The following is a 16,809-nucleotide window of genomic DNA, read 5'->3' on the forward strand; positions in this document are numbered from 1 at the left end:
GGACGACACCCTCGGTGCGGGGCGGCCCTTCCTCGGTGTCCCTGACCTGGGGCTCGCCAGTTCCACAGATGGCGCCAGGAAACATGGAATGTTTGATTCTGATCGAGACAGGGCGCCACAGAGTGCCGGATAACCGGGGAATCTTCCCCAGCCAACTAGGAGACAACGTCATGATGTTCAAGAAAGTCGCCATCGCCGCCGCCACCGTCGCAGCCGGAATCGGCGGCCTCGTGGCCGCCCCCGCCGTCCAGGCCCAGGACCAGTTCGTGCCGCTGCTGGTCTACCGCACGGGCCAGTTCGCTCCGCTGGGCATTCCATGGGCCGATGGCAAGCAGGACTACATCAAGCTGGTCAACGCCAAGGGCGGCATCAATGGCGTGAAGATCGCCTACGAGGAATGCGAGACGGCCTACGACACGGCCAAGGGCGTGGAGTGCTATGAGCGCCTGAAGGGCAAGGGCGGCGGCGCGGCGGGCTTCGATCCGCAGTCCACCGGCATCACGTTCGCCGTGACGGACAAGGCGCCCGGCGACAAGATGCCCATCATCACCACGGGCTACGGCCTGTCGCAGTCGGCCGACGGCAAGGTCTTCGAGTGGAACTTCCCGCTGCTGGGCAACTACTGGACGGCGGCCGACTCCATCATCCAGGACATCCTCAAGAAGGAAAAGGGCAGCCTCAAGGGCAAGAAGATCGCCCTGGTCTACCACGACTCGCCCTATGGCAAGGAACCCATTCCGCTGCTGCAAAAGCGCGCCGCCAAGGAAGGCTTCGACCTCACGCTGCTGCCCGTGACGGCGCCCGGCGTGGAGCAGAAGTCCACCTGGCTGCAGATCCGCCAGCAGCGCCCCGACTACGTGCTGCTGTGGTCGGCCGGCGTGATGACGCCCACGGCCGTGCGCGAGGCGCAGGCCACCGGCTACCCGCGCGAGAAGATGTACTCCATCTGGTGGGCCGGCTCGGACCATGACGTGAAGGACATCGGCGCCGGCGCCAAGGGCTACAACACCGTGACCATCCACAACACGGCCGAGCACGACAAGGTGCACGACGAGGTCAAGGCCATGGTCTACGACAAGGGCCAGGGCACGGCCACCGACGCCAAGGAACTGGGCGCCATGGCCCATACGCGCGGCATGGTGATCTCCATGCTGCAGGTGGAGGCCATCCGCACGGCACAGGAAAAATACGGCAAGGGCAAGGTCATGACCTCCGAGCAGGTGCGCTGGGGCCTGGAGAACCTGAACCTCACGCAGGAGCGCCTCAACGAGCTGGGCTTCGGCAAGATCATCCGCCCCGTCAAGACCAGCTGCGACAACCACCTGGGCACCGACTGGTCGCGCATCGCCCAGTGGGATGGCGCCAAGTGGAAGGTGGTCTCCGACTGGTACCAGGCCGACAAGTCCATGGTCGAACCGCTGGTCAAGGAGTACGCGGACAAGTACGCCAAGGAAAAGAACGTAAAAGCTAGAACTTGCACCCCCTGAGGCGCTTGCGCGCCTTCCCCCTCTCTACCCGCTTCGCGGGGGAGGGGGACGACACCCTCGGTGCGGGGCGGCCCTTCCTCGGTGTCCCTGAGTTGGGGCATGCCCCGCGCAGAGATGCTTCGAGAGTTGCGGCCCCGCACTCCGCTTTCGTATCAACGCCCATGGACGACGCCATGACCACCGCACCCACCTCCGCCCCGGCCGCCAGCGATCCGCTGCTCGTGGTCAATGGCATCGAAGTCATCTACAACCATGTGATCCTGGTGCTCAAGGGCGTTTCGCTCCAAGTGCCGCGCGAGAGCATCGTGGCCATCCTGGGCGGCAACGGCGCGGGCAAGACCACCACGCTGCGCGCCATCTCCAACCTGCTCAAGGGCGAGCGCGGCGAGGTGACCAAGGGCACGATCGAGCTGGAGGGCGAGCGCATCGAAAGCCTCACGCCCTCCGAGCTGGTGCAGCGCGGCGTGGTCCAGGTCATGGAGGGGCGGCACTGCTTCGCCCACCTGACCATCGAGGAAAACCTCATGACCGGCAGCTACACGCGCACCGACAAGGGCGAGATCGCGGCCAACCTCGAGAAGGTCTACAACTACTTTCCGCGCCTGAAGACGCGCCGCACCTCGCAGGCCGCCTACACCTCGGGCGGCGAGCAGCAGATGTGCGCCATCGGCCGCGCGCTGATGGCCAACCCGCGCATGGTGCTGCTGGACGAACCCTCGATGGGCCTGGCCCCGCAGATCGTCGAGGAGGTGTTCAACATCGTCCGCGACCTCAACAGCAAGGAAAAGGTCACCTTCCTGCTGGCCGAGCAGAACACCAACATGGCGCTCAAGTACTCGGACTACGGCTACATCATGGAAAGCGGCCGCATCGTCATGGACGGCGCAGCCTCGGACCTGGCCAGCAACGAGGACGTCAAGGAGTTCTACCTGGGCGTGGGCGGCGGCGAGCGGAAAAGCTTCAAGGACGTGAAAAGCTACAAGCGCAGAAAACGTTGGCTTGCATGAATACCCCCTGAGTCGCTTCGCGCCTTCCCCCTGAAAGGGGGACGACACCCTCGGTGCGGGGCGGCCCTTCCTCGGTGTCTCTCGCCTGGGGCCGCGCCGGTTTCGCAGGCAACGGCGTTGCTGAATTTCTGGAATAAACCACTATCACTGGCCGGACTCCATCTGCCCTTTTCCACATACAGGACTAGCCATGAGTGCCTTCTACGACGCGCTGGAGACGCGCACCCCTGACGAACGCGAAGCAGCGCTGCTGGCCGCCCTGCCCCGACAGATCGCCCATGCGCAGCAACAGTCGGCTGCCTTCGCCCGGATCCTGGACGGCGTCGACGCCGCGCAGATCACCAGCCGCGAGGCCCTGGCCCGCCTGCCGGTGACGCGCAAGTACGAGCTGCTGCAGCGCCAGGCCGAGCAGCGGCCCGCGCAGATCTTCGGCGGCTTCAACGCCATCGGCCTGGGCCAGCCCATGCCGCGCCTGTTCTGCAGCCCCGGCCCCATCTACGAGCCCGAGAGCCGCCGCCCCGACTACTGGCGCATGGCGCGCGCGCTGCATGCCTCGGGCTTTCGGCCCGGCGAGCTGGTGCACAACTGCTTCAGCTACCACTTCGTGCCCGCGGGCTCGATGATGGAAAGCGGCGCCCATGCGCTGGGCTGCACGGTGTTCGCAGGCGGCACGGGCCAGACCGAGCAGCAGGTGCAGGCCATGGCCGACCTGCGTCCCGCCGGCTACGTGGGCACGCCCAGCTTCCTCAAGATCATTGTGGAAAAGTCCGTGGAGATGGGCCTGCCCATCCCGTCCGTGGCCAAGGCCATGGTCTCGGGCGAGGCCTTTCCGCCCTCGCTGCGCGACTGGCTGGCCGAGCGCGGCATCGCGGGCTACCAGTGCTACGCCACGGCCGACCTGGGCCTGATCGCCTACGAGACCGAAGCGCGCGAAGGCCTGGTGCTGGACGAGCAGGTCATCGTCGAGATCGTGCGCCCCGGCACGGGCGACCCCGTGGCGCCCGGCGAGGTGGGCGAACTGGTGATCACCACCTTCAACCCCGACTACCCGCTGATCCGCTTCGGCACGGGCGACCTCTCTGCCGTGCTGCCCGGCCAGTGCCCCACGGGCCGCACCAACGCACGCATCAAGGGCTGGATGGGACGCGCCGACCAGACCACCAAGGTGCGCGGCATGTTCGTGCACCCGGGCCAGATTGCCGACGTCGTGCGCCGCTTTCCGCAGGTGGGGCGCGCAAGGCTGGTGGTCACGGGCGAGATGGCCAATGACCAGATGCAGTTGCTGGTCGAAACCCGCGAGACCTCGCCGGGCCTGGCCCAGCAGCTGTCCGACGCGGTGCGCGAAGTGACCAAGCTGCGCGGCGACGTGCAGATGGTGCTGCCGGGCACGCTGCCCAATGACGGCAAGGTGATCGAAGACGCGAGGTCGTACAAGTAGCCACCGAGGCGCGGGGGACGGTGGCCGCGCCGCCGCGCAGCCGGCGCAATCCCTGAAAACATGACGCCTGTCAAGCCTCCAAGGGTTTGCACTAGATCAATGGCAAGGGAATCTGCTGCGGCGCAATAGAAACAATTCTTAAAATTCGTCTCCTCGTGCATTCGGTTTCTTTTGCGTGTTTGCCCTTTAGGGCGAAAACGCATCGCCCCCTATCATTTGCACGCCATTCACCTGGAGACACTATGAAAGCATTGTTCAAGATCGCAGCCATCGCCCTGGCAGCCGGCGCAGCCATTGGCGCTCATGCGCAGGACTATCCTGCCGCAGGCAAGACGATCACCCTCATCGTGCCGTTCACCGCAGGCGGCCCGACCGACAAGGTGGCCCGCGATCTGGCCGAGTCCATGCGCAAGCATCTGAACAATGCCACCATCGTGGTGGACAACGCCGACGGCGCCGGCAGCACCATCGGCACGGCCAAGGCTGCACGTGCCCGCCCTGACGGCTACACGCTGCTGATCAACCACATCGGCATGTCCACGATCCCGTCGCTGTACCGCAAGCTGTCGTTCAACGTGCTCAACGACTTCGAGTACGCCGGCATCATCAACGACGTGCCCATGACCCTGATCGGCCGCCCCAGCCTGCCGGCCAAGAACTTCGCCGAGGTCAAGGACTGGATCGGCAAGAACCAGGGCAAGGTCAACCTGGCCAATGCCGGCATCGGTTCCGCCTCCCACCTGTGCGGCCTGATGCTGCAGGCGGCCATGAAGACCGAAATGACGCCCGTGCCCTACAAGGGCGCCGCGCCGGCCATCGCCGACCTGATCGGCAACCAGGTCGACCTGCTGTGCGACCAGACCACCAACACCACGGGCCAGATCACGGCCAAGAAGGTCCAGGCCTATGCCGTGACCACGCCCAAGCGCCTGGTCATGCCCGCACTGAAGGACCTGCCGACGCTGGCCGAAGTGGGCGTGCCTGACTTCCAGGTCACCATCTGGCATGGCCTGTACGCGCCCAAGGGCACGCCGGCCGACGTCGTCAAGAAGGTCAACGAGGCCATGAAGGCCGCCCTCAAGGACCCCGAGTTCATCAAGCGCCAGGAAGCCCTGGGCGCCGTGATCGCCAGCGACGGCCGCATCGAACCCGAAGGCCACAAGAAGTTCGTCCAGGCCGAGATCGAGAAGTGGGGCAAGGTCATCAAGGCAGCCGGCACCTACGCCGACTGATCCCGAGGACCACCACCGCGACGGATCGCCCGGTTGCAACCACGATCAAGCCCGGCTTCGGCCGGGCTTTTTCGTTGGCGGGGACGGCGCGACAGCGGCGATGCAGGGTTCAGGGCGCCGGCCCGCGCAGCGCCATCACGGCCTGCCAGCTGCCGCCGCGCTGGCTTGCGTTGTAGAGGTTGCTCTGCGTGTTGCCGGGACCTTCGTAGTAGCTGCCGCGCATCAGGCATTGCGATCCCGAGGCCGTGCAGTGCACGAGCTCGACGCCGAACATCAGCGCCGGCCGGCCGCTGGCCCGGTCCAGCACCTGCTCGCCGCCCTTGCCCACGTCGCAGGCCGAAGCCGGCCGCACCTGGCTCTGGCCGCTGAGCAGGGCCAGCGTGCCGGCATCGGGGTCCAGCAGCGCCCATCCACGGCCGTTGCCTATGCAGTAGGCCGCCGCCTTGGGGCCGAGGTTGGAGGCGTTGTCCAGAAACAGCAGCGAATACACGGCCGCCGCCGCTCCCGGGGGCGCCTGCGGGCCGGTGGGCGCCTTGGGCCTGTCGGCGCAGGCGGCCAGCGCCAGCGTGGCGGCCAGCGCGCCCAGCCAGGGCAGGAATCGGGAGGAATGACGGAGGCGGTGCATGGAAGTCCTTTCTTTCTCGCAATCTGCGTGCGTGTTTAACACGGCGCGCGGCCCCTGCTGCGGCTCAGGCCGGGCCTTCGAGTTCGGCATGCCGCCGCTCGAACAGTTCAATGAGGTGGTCCGCCACGGCCCGCACCCGCCGCGAATGGGCAAGGTCGGCATGCATGGCAAGCCAGATGGGCTGATCGGCGCCCAGCTGCGGCTCCACGCAGACCAGCCCCGCCTGCCGCGCCAGGAAATGCGGCAGCACGGCCAGGCCCAGGCCCGCCTGGGCCGCGGCCAGCTGCGCGGACAGGGTGTTGGTCTCCAGCCGGCAGGGACGCCCGCGCAGGGCGCGCGCCATCCAGCGTGCGGCGGGCAGGTGGGCATGGCTGTCGTCCCAGCCGATGAAGGCGTCGCCTTCGAAGGGGTCCGGGCCGCTCCGGCCAGCGCGGCCAGCAACATGGCCGGCCGATCCGTACAAGCCGAAACCCAGCGTTCCCAGGCGCCGGATCGTGACGTGGCCGGCCTCGGGCTGGGTCATGCGCACGGCCAGGTCGGCATCGCGCCGGTGCAGGTTCAGCGTCTGCACGCCGCTGACCAGCTGCACGCGCAGCCCCGGATGGCGCGCGAACAACTGCGCCAGCGAGGGCACGATCAGCGGGTTGGCCAGGTTCTCTGCCGTGGCCAGCCGCACCACGCCCGCGACCTGCGCCTGGCTGTGCGCGGCATCGCCCAGGGCCTGGGCCGCCTGCTCCAGCGTCTCGGCCGGGGCCAGCAGCGCCTGGCCGTCGGCCGTGAGCCGATAGCCGCTCTGGTGGCGGCTGAACAGCGGCATGGCCAGCGCGGACTCCAGCCGGTCCAGCCGGCGCGAGACCGTGGCCACGCCCAGCCCCAGCGCGGCCGAGGCGCCGCTCAGGCTGCCGGCGCGGGCAATGGCCAGGAAGATGCGGGCGTCGTCCCACTGCAATGAAGTGCTCCTTGGTTTTCCTGGAAAGCCCTTGCGGAGAGCCTTTGTGGAAATGTTTTCCGGAAATGGAAGATCGAAGCGCGATTTTCTCAGTAGGCAAGCCCACCCCGGAAAACCATACTGGCCCCTTGTTTCAGCAAGAGGATATGCAATGCAACAACGCACACTTGGCCACGATCTGCAGGTATCCGCCCTGGGCCTGGGCTGCATGGGCATGAGCGAGTTCTATGGCCCGCGCGACGACGCCCTGGCGCTGCAGGCACTGGACCATGCCGTGGAGGCCGGCATCGACTTCCTGGACACGGCCGATGTCTACGGGCCGCACCACAACGAGGAGCTGATCGGCCGCTTCCTGGCATCGCGCCGCCCGCGCGTGAAGATCGCCACCAAGTTCGGCATCGTGCGCAAGGCCGGCGAGTACCGGCGCAGCATCGACAACAGCGCGCAGTACGCGCGGCAAAGCTGCGAGGACTCGCTGCGGCGCCTGGGCGTGGAGCGCATCGACCTGTACTACGTGCACCGCGTCGATGCCACGCGGCCCATCGAAGAGACCATGCAAGGCCTGGCGCGCCTGGTGCAGGAAGGCAAGATCGCCCGCATCGGCCTGTGCGAGGTCAGCGCAGCCACGCTGCGCCGCGCCCATGCCGTGCACCCGGTGGCGGCGGTGCAGACCGAGTATTCGCTGTGGACGCGCGAGGTGGAGGACGAGGTGCTGCCCGCCTGCCGCGAGCTGGGCGTGGGGCTGGTGGCCTATTCGCCGCTGGGGCGCGGCTTTCTCACGGGACGCTTTCATGGCGGCACGGCCTTCGAGCAGGGCGATTTCCGCGCCAGCCTGCCGCGCTTTCAGCCCGGCAACATCGACACCAACCAGGCCCTGGTGGGTGCCGTATCGGCCCTGGCGCAGCGCAAGGGCAGCACGCCTGCGCAGATCGCCCTGGCCTGGCTGCTGGCCCAGGGGCCGGACGTGGTGCCCATTCCGGGCACCCGGCGCATCGCCCATCTGCAGGACAACCTGGGCGCGCTGTGCGTGGCACTGACGCCCGGCGAGCTGGACGAGCTGCGGCGCGCCAGCGACGAGCTGCCCGTGGCCGGGCAGCGCTATACGGAGGAAGGCATGAAGGGCATCAACGCCTGACGGGCCAGCGGGGGCCGCCGGCTTACCAGGTGACGTCGCTGTTCTCGGCTGCGCTGCGGCGCAGCATGTCGATCATGGGCGCAGCGCGCTGGCGCAGGCTGACGGCATCGCGTGCGCCCGGTGCGGCATTGTCCTGGTCGCCATCCTGCGCATCCTCTTCCTGGTTGGCCTTGCGGCGGGCATCGTCATCGGCCACGGCGGCTTCCAGCGCATCGATGGCGGCCGGGATCTGCTGGACGGTGATGATGCCGCTGGCGCCGGGCGTCTTGCCGACGATCTCCAGGACCTGGCGGCCGTTGGATTCGAGCATGATGACGTCGGCCGTGGCACGGGACTTGAACTTGTAGAGCATGGCTATCCTTTTTCTGTGTGGCGTGTCATGCACTCAGCGGTACATGTACTCGCGGTTGAAAGCATAGTCCGATTGGGCTCCCACCATGGACCCCGACTGCAGCCGTCCGTCGGGATGCGTGCACAGCATCTGGTGCAGGGCGATCCAGCCGCGCTCGAAGCCCATGGCGCAACCCGCCAGATAGAGCCGGTAGGCGCGCAGCACCTTGGCGGCACCTTCGGCATCGGCATGCTGCTCAAGGATACGCTGCGCCTGCGGCAGCTGGGCTTCCAGTGCGTCGGACCAATTCCACAGCGTGCGTGCGTAGTGGGGCCGCAGGTTCTCCGTGTCCACCATTTCCAGCCCGCTGTGGCCGATGTCGTGCAGCACGCGGCTCACATGCATCAGCTCGCCGCCGGGGAAGATGTAGCGGTCGATGAACTCGCCCATGCCCGCACCCAGCTGGGTGTTGTCCACGCCGCCCGCGGTGATGCCGTGGATCAGCGCCATGCCGCCCGGGCGCAGCAGGCGGTGCACGGTCTGGAAGTACTCGGGCAGCTGGGCCTGGCCCACATGCTCGAACATGCCCACCGAGCCTATCTTGTCGAAGGGCTGGCCGGGCGCCAGCGCGCGGTAGTCCAGCAGTTGCATGTCCACCCTGCCCTGCAGGCCGCGCTCGGCAATCAGCTGCTGCACATGGCGGTGCTGGTTGTGCGAGAGCGTGATGCCCGTGGCCGTGACGCCGTAATGCTCGGCCGCCCACAGCAGCAGCGCGCCCCAGCCCGCGCCGATGTCCAGGAAACGCTCGCCGGGCCGCAGGTCCAGCTTGCGGCAGATGTGGTCGAGCTTGGCCTCCTGGGCCTGGGCCAGCGTCATCTGCGGATCGCGGAAGTAGGCGCAGGAATAGACGCGGCGCGGGTCCAGCCACAGGCCGTAGAAGTCGTCGGAGATGTCGTAGTGGAACTGGATCTGCTGGGCGTCGCGCGCCAGCGTGTGCGCGGCCATGGAGCGCATGCGGGCCATGGCATGCACCCACCAGTGCGATGTGCCGCGCACCGGATCGGATTGCAGCAGGCTGGCGGCCACCGCCATCACGTCGCGCATGCGGCCATCGATGCGTACCAGCCCCTCCACGATGGCACTGCCCAGTGTCCCTATCTGCCCGGCCGCCAGGCTGGCCATGGCCGCCATGGACTGGAAATGCAGCACCACCTGCGCATCCGCAGGACCGGCGCGCTGGCCGGACGGCAGGATCACGGCCACGGGAACAGGGAGAGACGCCAGCCGCGCCTCGATGGAGCTCAGCACTTGTGTCATGGCGTTCATTTTTGACAGCAAGCCGCACTGCGTCAATCGCAGCCTGGGCTGTGCATGGCGGGGCATGGCGCCCCGCCACAGAAGGGGCGATCAGGCGATCAGCTGCCTGTAGTCGCGCCGTGTCTGGTCACTCACCGAAGCAAGCACTTGCTCGAAGGGCGTCTTGTGCCGTGCGACCAGCCGCAGGGATGCCACGGCGCGCGATTTGCAAAACCAATGACAGGTGTACTGCATGAGCAACAGCTCGGCCGTCATCATGAAGGCGCGCGCACGGCGTTCGTCCTCGGTGGCGCTGTCGGCCACGCGCACGGAGGCAATGCCGCGCGCATGCAGCTGCATGGCGTCGCGCAGATCGAAGCCGGACGACGGGAACAGCCGGTCCAGATAGGGCAGCGCCACGGGCAGCGTGCTCACGCGCGTGAGCTGCGGATCGGCCGAGGCCATTTCCTTGGCAAAGCGCTGGAACTGCTCGACCAGGCTGGTTTCGGTGTTGTCCAGCACGGTCCAGATCTGGGCGCGGCGCTGCTCGTCGTTCTCGCCCAGGGCGCGCAGATAGCCTTCGATCAGGCCGCCCATCAGCTTCTCGATCTGGAAACGCCCCAGATACTGGGCCAGCAGCAGGGTATGCCGGCGCTGCTCCTGCGTCTTGAGAAGGTAGATTGCGATGAAGACAATGATCGCCAGCGTGAAGAAGTCCATGAAAGCAGCAAGGGGGCCAAGGGTGCGTGAAGGCTTGAGTGTAGTCAGGCGCGGCCTGCCCGCGATTTTGGCGGGCATAGGCCTGCTGCTGGGCGGCTGTGCCAGCACAGGGGCCGGCGGCGACGGCCTGGGCTATTACTGGCAGAGCCTGCGCGGCCAGATACACCTGCTGCAGGCCAGCCGCCCCATTGACGACTGGCTGCAGGACGACAACCTGGCACCCGCGCTGCGCGAGCGCCTGCTTGCGGCCCAGCGCATGCGCAGCTTCGCCGTGCAACGGCTGGGCCTGCCCGACAACGCCAGCTACCGCCGCTACGCCGATCTGCAGCGGCCCTTTGCCGTGTGGAACGTGGTGGCCGCGCCGCCCGACAGCCTGGAGCTGCACCGCTGGTGCTTTCCCGTGGCCGGCTGCGTGGGCTACCGGGGCTACTTTTCCGAGGCAGACGCCGTGGCCCAGGCCCGGCTGCTGGCCGACCAGGGCCTGGAGTCCGGCAGCTACGGCGTGCCCGCCTATTCCACGCTGGGCTACCTGAACTGGCTGGGGGGCGATCCGCTGCTCAACACCTTCGTGGGCTGGGGCGAGGGCGAGTTCGCCGGCCTGCTGTTCCATGAGCTGGCCCACCAGGTGGTCTACGTGGCCGGCGATACCGCCTTCAACGAATCCTTTGCCACCACCGTGGAGCGCCTGGGCGCAACGCTGTGGCTGGCCACCGAGGCCGGCCCAGCCGCCCGCGCGCGCTGGGAGTCCAGCCAGCTGCGGCGTACGCAGTGGCGGGCACTGACCGGGCGCACGCGCCAGGCGCTGCAGCAGCTGTACCAGGACCCGCAGCGCGGCCCCGCCATGCAGCAGGCCAAGGCGCAGATCTACCAGCAGCTGCGCAGCGACTACGCTGCGCTGCGTGCGCAATGGCGCAGCGCCGATGCGGCCCTGCTGACCACCGATGCACAGCGCCAGCTCTACGAACGCCACCAGGCCCGGCTGGACCAATGGGTGGCCGATGCCAACAACGCCAGCTTCGGCGCGCTGGCCGCCTATGACGACTGGGTGCCGGCCTTCACCGCGCTGTGGCACCAGGCCCAGGCCCAAGCAAAGACCCAAGCTCCGGCCCAGGCCCAGCCCGGCAACGAGGCAATCCAGGGCTGGCAGCGTTTCTATGCCGAGGTGCGGCAGCTGGCCGCCCTGCCCGCAGCGCAGCGCAACGCCAGGCTGTGCAGGCACATGCCGGCCGATGCGCCCCTGCCGTCTGCCTGCGCCCCGGCTCAGGCCGGGGCGTCGGAATCTGCGGACGGATCGCGCCCCGGCAACTGAATGCGTGCCAGCAGGCCGCTGGAGCTGCCAGGCGGTGGCGACTGCAGCTGCAGGCTGCCGCCGTGCTGGGCCACGATCATGGACACGATGGACAGGCCCAGGCCATAGCCCGGCGATGCCAGTTCGCGCACGGCGCCCTGGGGCAGGCGCAGATCGTCCACATGGCGCACATGGCGCTCGCGCGCGGTGCCCAGCGCCACGGCGTCCATGCCCGGCCCCTCGTCGCGCACCTGGACGGTATGGCTGTCGCAGACTTCGAGCAGCACCTCCGAGCCATCGCTGTAGCGCAGCGCGTTCTCCACCAGGTTGCGCAAGGCAATGGCCAGCGTGTCCACGTCGCCCGCCACCGGCCCGCAGGGCTGCTCGGGCAGCACCACGTCCAGCCGCAGCTGGGTGGATTCGTCCTGCTGCCAGAACTCGGAGGCCACCATGCTGGCCAGCGTATCCAGCCGCACATCGTCCTGCGCCAGCGCCGAGCCCGAGGCCGCGCGCGACAGCTGCAGCAGCTTTTCCGTGCGCTGGCTCAGCCGCTCCAGCGCCTCGTGCGCGGCCCGCACGTCGGCGTTGTCCACGCCACGGTCCAGGGCCGTCTGCAAGCGCAGCGTGGCCACGGCCAGCGGCGTGCGCAGCTCGTGGGCCGCATTGGCGGCCATGGAGCGCTCCACCTGCAGCGCATGCGACAGGCGCTGCATCAGGTGGTTGATGCCCCGGCCCAGCCGCCACAGCTCGCGCGGCATGGCGTCCAGGTCCAGCGGCTCCAGGTTGGAGCCGCCGCGCTCGCTCAGCTGCAGCTGCATGTCGCGCAGCACGCGCAGGCGCCGCCGCGCGGTCACGCGCAGCGCCCAGCCCATGAGGGCGAGCATGACCACCATCACCGAGCCCAGCGCCAGCAGCGCCCGCTGCAGCGCCTCGCTGCGCTCGACCATCGGATCGGCCAGCATCAGGAACAGCGGCTGCCGGGGATGGGCCACCACATAGATGCGCCAGCCCTCGCGCTCGTAGAAGCCCTCGCGCATGGGCACGGCAAAGGCCGCCACGGGGGCGGCCTGGGTGCGCAGCAGCACGTTGCCGCGGCCGTCCTGCAGCTGGTAGACCAGATCCTCGGCCTCGTCGCCCGGCTGCGAGGCCACATGCGGGCGCTGCACGCCCTCGCGCGAGTGGTCTTCCTGTTCCAGCTGGTGCACGGCCACCTCCAGCAGGCGGTGGCCGCTGTCGATCATTTCCTGGTCGAAGTTGTGGTGCACGATGTGGCTGACATACCAGGCCAGCGCCAGCACGCAGGCCAGCCAGACGGCGGCCAGGGCCAGTGTCAGCTCGCGGGCCAGCTGGTCGGCCAGACGGGGCGGCAGCGCCAGGCTGTAGCGCTGCGGCTCATCCATGCTCGAGGGCCAGGCGGTAGCCGGTGCCGCGCACGGTCAGGATGCGGTCGCGCCCGAGCTTGCGGCGCAGCCGGCTGATGAACACTTCCAGCGTGTTGCTGTCGGCCTCGGCATCGAAGCCGTAGAGCGCATCGAGCAGATGCTCGCGCGCGTGCACACGCTGCGGCTGGGCCGTGAGCACGCGCAGCAGCGCCCATTCCTTGGGCGTGAGCAGCAGGGTGCGGCCGGCGTCGCGCACCATTTCACGGGCCAGGTCGATCTCCAGCGTGCCCATGCGCAGCACGGCGTCCTGCCCGGCCTGCATGCCACCGCCGCGCCGGCTCACGGCGCGCAGGCGGGCCAGCAGTTCCTCGGGGTCGTAGGGCTTGACCAGATAGTCGTCGGCGCCCGCGTCCAGCCCGCGGATGCGGTCGCTGACCTGGTCGCGGGCCGTCAGCACGATGGTGACGGGAGGCTGCGCCAGCCGGCGCAGCGTGGGCATGAGCGCCAGGCCGTCACCGTCGGCCAGGTGCAGGTCCAGCAGCACGGCCGCGTAGCTGGCACCGGCCAGGCAGGCGCGCGCCTGGGCCAGAGAAGGCACGCTGTCGATCAGAAAGGCCTTGGAGCGCAGATAGCTGCCCACCGCCTGGGCCAGGGCCTCATCGTCTTCGACCAGCAGGATTCGCATGGGAGGTTGGGCCTTCGCACATCAGGATGCGCACCGGATACGGACTGAACAAGCGTGGCGCAAGGGGGGGGGGCGGCAGGGGTTCAAGCTGAACGGAGTCTGAACGCGGGGTTCAGATGTTCTTAAGCTGCGAATTCTACGCTCGCGGCCATGTCAGAACGCCTGCTCGCCCGCCCCCCCTTTGCCGGCTCCTCCGGCACCGGCCAAGCCCCGGCCCCATCTTCTGCCCAGCCTGCCCAGGCGGCCCCCGCCAGCCTCGCGGCACGGCTGCGCACGGCCTGGACCGCACCGCGCTCGCCCCAGGCCGTGGCCCTGGTGCTGGCGCTGTGGCTGCTGGCCACCGCCAACTGGGCGCTGTGGCGGCGCCTGCCCCACCTGGAAGGCTATGACGGCAGCCTGGCCGCCCTGGTGCTGCGGCTGCTGCCCCTGGGCCTGGGCGGCCTGCTGCTGCTGCTGTCGCTGACGGCCTGGCCGCGCGGCATGAAGCCGCTGTGGATTGCCCTGCCCTGGATTGCCGGCGCGGCCCAGTACTTCATGACCGCCTACGGCACGGTGATGGACGGCGGCATGATCAACAACATCCTGCAGACCGACCTGCGCGAGAGCAGCGACCTGTTCAACCCCCAGCTGCTGCTGCAGCTGCTGCTGGTGGCCGGCCTGCCCACGGCCTGGCTGCTGCGGCTGCGCGTCATCCGCCCGCGCCGCGGCATGCAGACCGTGCTGCGCACGCTGGCGCTGCTGGCCGCCTCGGTGCTGCTGCTGGCGGCCTCGGTCTTTGTCTCGTACCGCGAGCTGGCGCCCGTGGTCCGCAACAACCTGTGGATGCGCCACATGCTCAATCCGGTCAGCCCGGTGCTGGCCTCGCTGGATGCGGTGCTCAAGCCCATCCTGCGGCCCAAGCGCCCGTTTGCCAGCATTGCGGCCGGCGCCACGCTGGGCGCCACCTATGCGGCCGAGCGCAAGCCGCCGCTGTTCGTCATCGTCGTGGGCGAGACGGCGCGCGCCGCCAACTGGGGCCTGAACGGCTATGCGCGCGACACCACGCCCGAGCTGGCCAGGCGCCAAGTGCTCAACTGGAGCAACGTGACCTCCTGCGGCACCAGCACGCGCGAATCCGTGCCCTGCATGTTCTCGCACCTGGGCCGCACGGGCTTCTACAAGAGCAAGGTGGACTACGACAACCTCGTGGACGTGCTGTACAACGCCGGCCTGGCCGTGCTGTGGCTGGACAACCAGGCCGGCTGCAAGGGCGTGTGCGACCGCATTCCCAACGCCAGCACGGCCGACCGCCTGGACACGCCCGACGGCAAGGCCCTGTGCTCCAGCGATGGAGAATGCCTGGACGGCATCCTGCTCAGCGGCATCGACGAACGCATCGCCGCGCTGCCGCGCGAGCGCCGCGAGCGCGGCGTGGTGCTGGTCATGCACCAGATGGGCAGCCACGGGCCGGCCTACTACAAGCGCTCCACGCCCGAGACCAAGGTCTTCCAGCCCGAATGCCTGACCAATGCGCTGTCCAGCTGCACGCGCGAGCAGGTGGTCAATGTCTACGACAACTCCATCCGCTACAACGACCATTTCCTGTCGCAGACCATCGACTGGCTGACGCGCCAGCAATCGCGCTACCAGACCGGCATGGTCTACATGTCCGACCACGGCGAGTCGCTGGGCGAGATGGGCATCTACCTGCACGGCATGCCCTACGCCATGGCGCCCGACGAGCAAAAGCACATTCCCATGATCGCCTGGCTGGGCAACCTGGGCCAGCGCACCGGCGTGTCAGAGCGCTGCGTGCGCGGCCAGCTGGACGCGCCGCTGTCGCACGACAACCTCTACCACACCACCCTGGGCCTGCTGGACGTGACCAGCCCCACCTACCAGAAGCCGCTGGACGCGCTGGCCGGCTGCCGCAGCTGAGCCGCCCGCGCAGGCGGCTCAGCCCTGTTGCCAGAAGCCCCGGTGCGGCGCCAGCATCTCCTCCTGCAGCGCAGGCACGGGCCCCACGACCTGCACGGCGCGCTGCCCGCGCGCGAAGACCTCGCGACAGGGCAGGGACAGCGTGGGGTTTTCGGGATGGTTGCCCGTCAGCGCCAGCAGCGCCGTTTCCTCGGCGCCGTAGAGCACGCGGCCTATGCCGGCCCAGTAGATGGTTCCGGCGCACATGGCGCAGGGCTCGAAGGTGGTGACCAGGGTGCACTGCGCCAGGTAGGCGCCCGGATAGTTGGCGGCGGCCGTGCGCGCCAGCGTGGACTCGGCATGGTTCACCGTGTCGATGTTGCCCTGCTCGGCCAGCACAGTCTCGCCGTCGGGCGCCAGCAGCAGCGCGCCAAAGGGATGGCGGCCCATGGCCATGGCCCGCTCGGCCACGGCGCCTGCGCGGCGCAGCTGGCGGGCCGCCTGTTCGTCGGTCAGGGGCGTCATGGAAGGTGTCGTCGCGGGTGCGGGCGTCATGGCCGGATTCTCCTTCACTCGCCCTGCGAGCCGCGCCGGGCCCAGCCCGTGGTGCGCTTTTCGATGGCGCTGAACAGCTCGTACATCACCATGGCCATGGCGCCCACCACGATGAGGCCGGCAAAGGCCAGGCCCATCTGCATGGACGAGCCGGCCGACACCAGCAGGTAGCCGATGCCTTCGTTGGCCGCCGTCATCTCGCTGACCGTGGTGCCCACGAAGGCCAGGGTGATCGCCACCTTCAGCGAGCCGTAGAAGTAGGGCATGGAGCGCGGCAGGCCGACCTTGATGAGCACGTCCCAGCGCCGGGCGCCCAGCACGCGCAGCACATCCTCCAGTTCGGGCTCCAGCGTGGCCAGGCCGGTGGCGATGTTGACCATGATGGGAAAGAAGCTGATCAGGAAGGCCGTGAGGATGGCCGGTCCCGCGCCGATGCCGAACCAGACCACCAGGATGGGCACGAAGGCCGCCTTGGGCAGTGCGTTGAAGGCGGTCATCAGCGGATAGAACGCCGCATAGGCCAGGCGCGAGGAGCCGATCAGAAAGCCCAGCAGCACGCCCACCACGATGGCGATGCCAAAGCCCGCCATGGTCACCCAGTAGGTGCGCCAGGCATGGGCGGCGATGATGCCGCTGAACTCGGCCAGCTGCCGGCCGATGGCCCAGGGGCTGGGGAAGATGAATTCCGAGACCTCGAAGGCCGAGCAGATGACCTGCCACAGCAGGATGACCGCCAGCAGCAGCACCCAGGGCGCCCAGCGTTCCGCGTATTTCTTGTGCATG

General features: G+C 68.5%; 16 protein-coding genes. 7 read left to right on the plus strand and 9 right to left on the minus strand.

Annotated elements, in window-relative coordinates; all coding sequences use genetic code 11:
• Positions 1-170: 170 nt before the first annotated feature.
• From G4D77_RS13095 to G4D77_RS13110, 4 genes are all read left to right on the plus strand, one after another.
• Positions 171-1,487, plus strand: coding sequence for an ABC transporter substrate-binding protein (locus G4D77_RS13095; protein ID WP_016446596.1), 1,317 nt, complete (start codon positions 171-173; stop codon positions 1,485-1,487).
• 173 nt (positions 1,488-1,660) lie between these two features.
• A complete protein-coding gene (locus tag G4D77_RS13100; protein WP_016446597.1) occupies positions 1,661-2,494 on the plus strand; it encodes an ABC transporter ATP-binding protein in 834 nt (277 codons plus the stop codon).
• A 190-nt stretch (positions 2,495-2,684) separates the two neighbouring features.
• Positions 2,685-3,932 carry a phenylacetate--CoA ligase family protein gene (locus G4D77_RS13105; protein WP_154835901.1) on the plus strand — a complete coding sequence of 416 codons (1,248 nt, stop codon included), beginning with the start codon at positions 2,685-2,687 and terminating at the stop codon, positions 3,930-3,932.
• 242 nt (positions 3,933-4,174) lie between these two features.
• Complete coding sequence (locus G4D77_RS13110; protein ID WP_016446599.1) at positions 4,175-5,164, plus strand: tripartite tricarboxylate transporter substrate-binding protein; 990 nt, start codon at positions 4,175-4,177, stop codon at positions 5,162-5,164.
• Between the two features lie 109 nt (positions 5,165-5,273).
• Here G4D77_RS13110 and G4D77_RS13115 read toward each other — a convergent pair whose 3' ends face one another.
• Entirely contained in the window at positions 5,274-5,789 is a 516-nt protein-coding gene (locus G4D77_RS13115; protein WP_016446600.1) for a hypothetical protein, read from the minus strand.
• Between the two features lie 64 nt (positions 5,790-5,853).
• The gene (locus G4D77_RS13120) at positions 5,854-6,738 is read right to left on the minus strand and encodes a LysR family transcriptional regulator (RefSeq protein ID WP_017406673.1); all 885 of its coding nucleotides are present in this window, start codon (positions 6,736-6,738) and stop codon (positions 5,854-5,856) included.
• 151 nt (positions 6,739-6,889) lie between these two features.
• Here G4D77_RS13120 and G4D77_RS13125 point away from each other — a divergent pair, with 151 nt between their 5' ends.
• A complete protein-coding gene (locus G4D77_RS13125; protein ID WP_154835905.1) occupies positions 6,890-7,873 on the plus strand; it encodes an aldo/keto reductase in 984 nt (327 codons plus the stop codon).
• Positions 7,874-7,895: 22 nt separating this feature from the next.
• On the opposite strand, the gene G4D77_RS13130 is transcribed toward G4D77_RS13125, so the two are convergent.
• Genes G4D77_RS13130 through G4D77_RS13140 form a run of 3 tightly spaced genes read right to left on the minus strand, consistent with a single transcriptional unit; the run spans position 7,896 to position 10,220 of the window.
• Complete coding sequence (locus tag G4D77_RS13130) at positions 7,896-8,225, minus strand: DUF1840 domain-containing protein (RefSeq protein ID WP_016446603.1); 330 nt, start codon at positions 8,223-8,225, stop codon at positions 7,896-7,898.
• Between the two features lie 33 nt (positions 8,226-8,258).
• Positions 8,259-9,587: a class I SAM-dependent methyltransferase gene (locus G4D77_RS13135; RefSeq protein WP_154835907.1), complete on the minus strand. Its 1,329-nt coding sequence runs from the start codon at positions 9,585-9,587 to the stop codon at positions 8,259-8,261.
• A gap of 24 nt (positions 9,588-9,611) precedes the next feature.
• Positions 9,612-10,220 (minus strand): hypothetical protein, encoded by a 609-nt coding sequence (locus G4D77_RS13140; protein WP_154835909.1) that lies wholly within the window; start codon positions 10,218-10,220, stop codon positions 9,612-9,614.
• A 22-nt stretch (positions 10,221-10,242) separates the two neighbouring features.
• Here G4D77_RS13140 and G4D77_RS13145 point away from each other — a divergent pair, with 22 nt between their 5' ends.
• Positions 10,243-11,529: an aminopeptidase gene (locus G4D77_RS13145; RefSeq protein WP_154836432.1), complete on the plus strand. Its 1,287-nt coding sequence runs from the start codon at positions 10,243-10,245 to the stop codon at positions 11,527-11,529.
• Here the strand turns inward: G4D77_RS13145 and G4D77_RS13150 are convergent.
• Positions 11,481-12,908, minus strand: coding sequence for an ATP-binding protein (locus tag G4D77_RS13150; protein ID WP_061287197.1), 1,428 nt, complete (start codon positions 12,906-12,908; stop codon positions 11,481-11,483). The two genes, G4D77_RS13145 and G4D77_RS13150, sit on opposite strands and share 49 nt — an antisense overlap.
• On the minus strand, positions 12,901-13,575 hold the full coding sequence (locus G4D77_RS13155) for a response regulator (protein WP_016446608.1): 675 nt from the start codon (positions 13,573-13,575) through the stop codon (positions 12,901-12,903). The genes G4D77_RS13150 and G4D77_RS13155 overlap by 8 nt, the downstream gene beginning before the upstream one ends.
• A 150-nt stretch (positions 13,576-13,725) precedes the next feature.
• Between G4D77_RS13155 and G4D77_RS13160 the strand changes: the two genes are divergently transcribed.
• On the plus strand, positions 13,726-15,492 hold the full coding sequence (locus tag G4D77_RS13160; protein ID WP_154835911.1) for a phosphoethanolamine transferase: 1,767 nt from the start codon (positions 13,726-13,728) through the stop codon (positions 15,490-15,492).
• Between the two features lie 18 nt (positions 15,493-15,510).
• Here the strand turns inward: G4D77_RS13160 and G4D77_RS13165 are convergent, their stop codons facing one another.
• Positions 15,511-16,026, minus strand: coding sequence for a nucleoside deaminase (locus G4D77_RS13165; protein WP_154835913.1), 516 nt, complete (start codon positions 16,024-16,026; stop codon positions 15,511-15,513).
• 14 nt (positions 16,027-16,040) lie between these two features.
• Complete coding sequence (locus tag G4D77_RS13170; RefSeq protein ID WP_012203071.1) at positions 16,041-16,808, minus strand: ABC transporter permease; 768 nt, start codon at positions 16,806-16,808, stop codon at positions 16,041-16,043.
• Between the last annotated feature and the right edge of the window lies 1 nt (position 16,809).

This window comes from Delftia sp. WY8 (assembly GCF_018437695.1).
Taxonomy (GTDB): domain Bacteria; phylum Pseudomonadota; class Gammaproteobacteria; order Burkholderiales; family Burkholderiaceae_C; genus Comamonas; species Comamonas tsuruhatensis.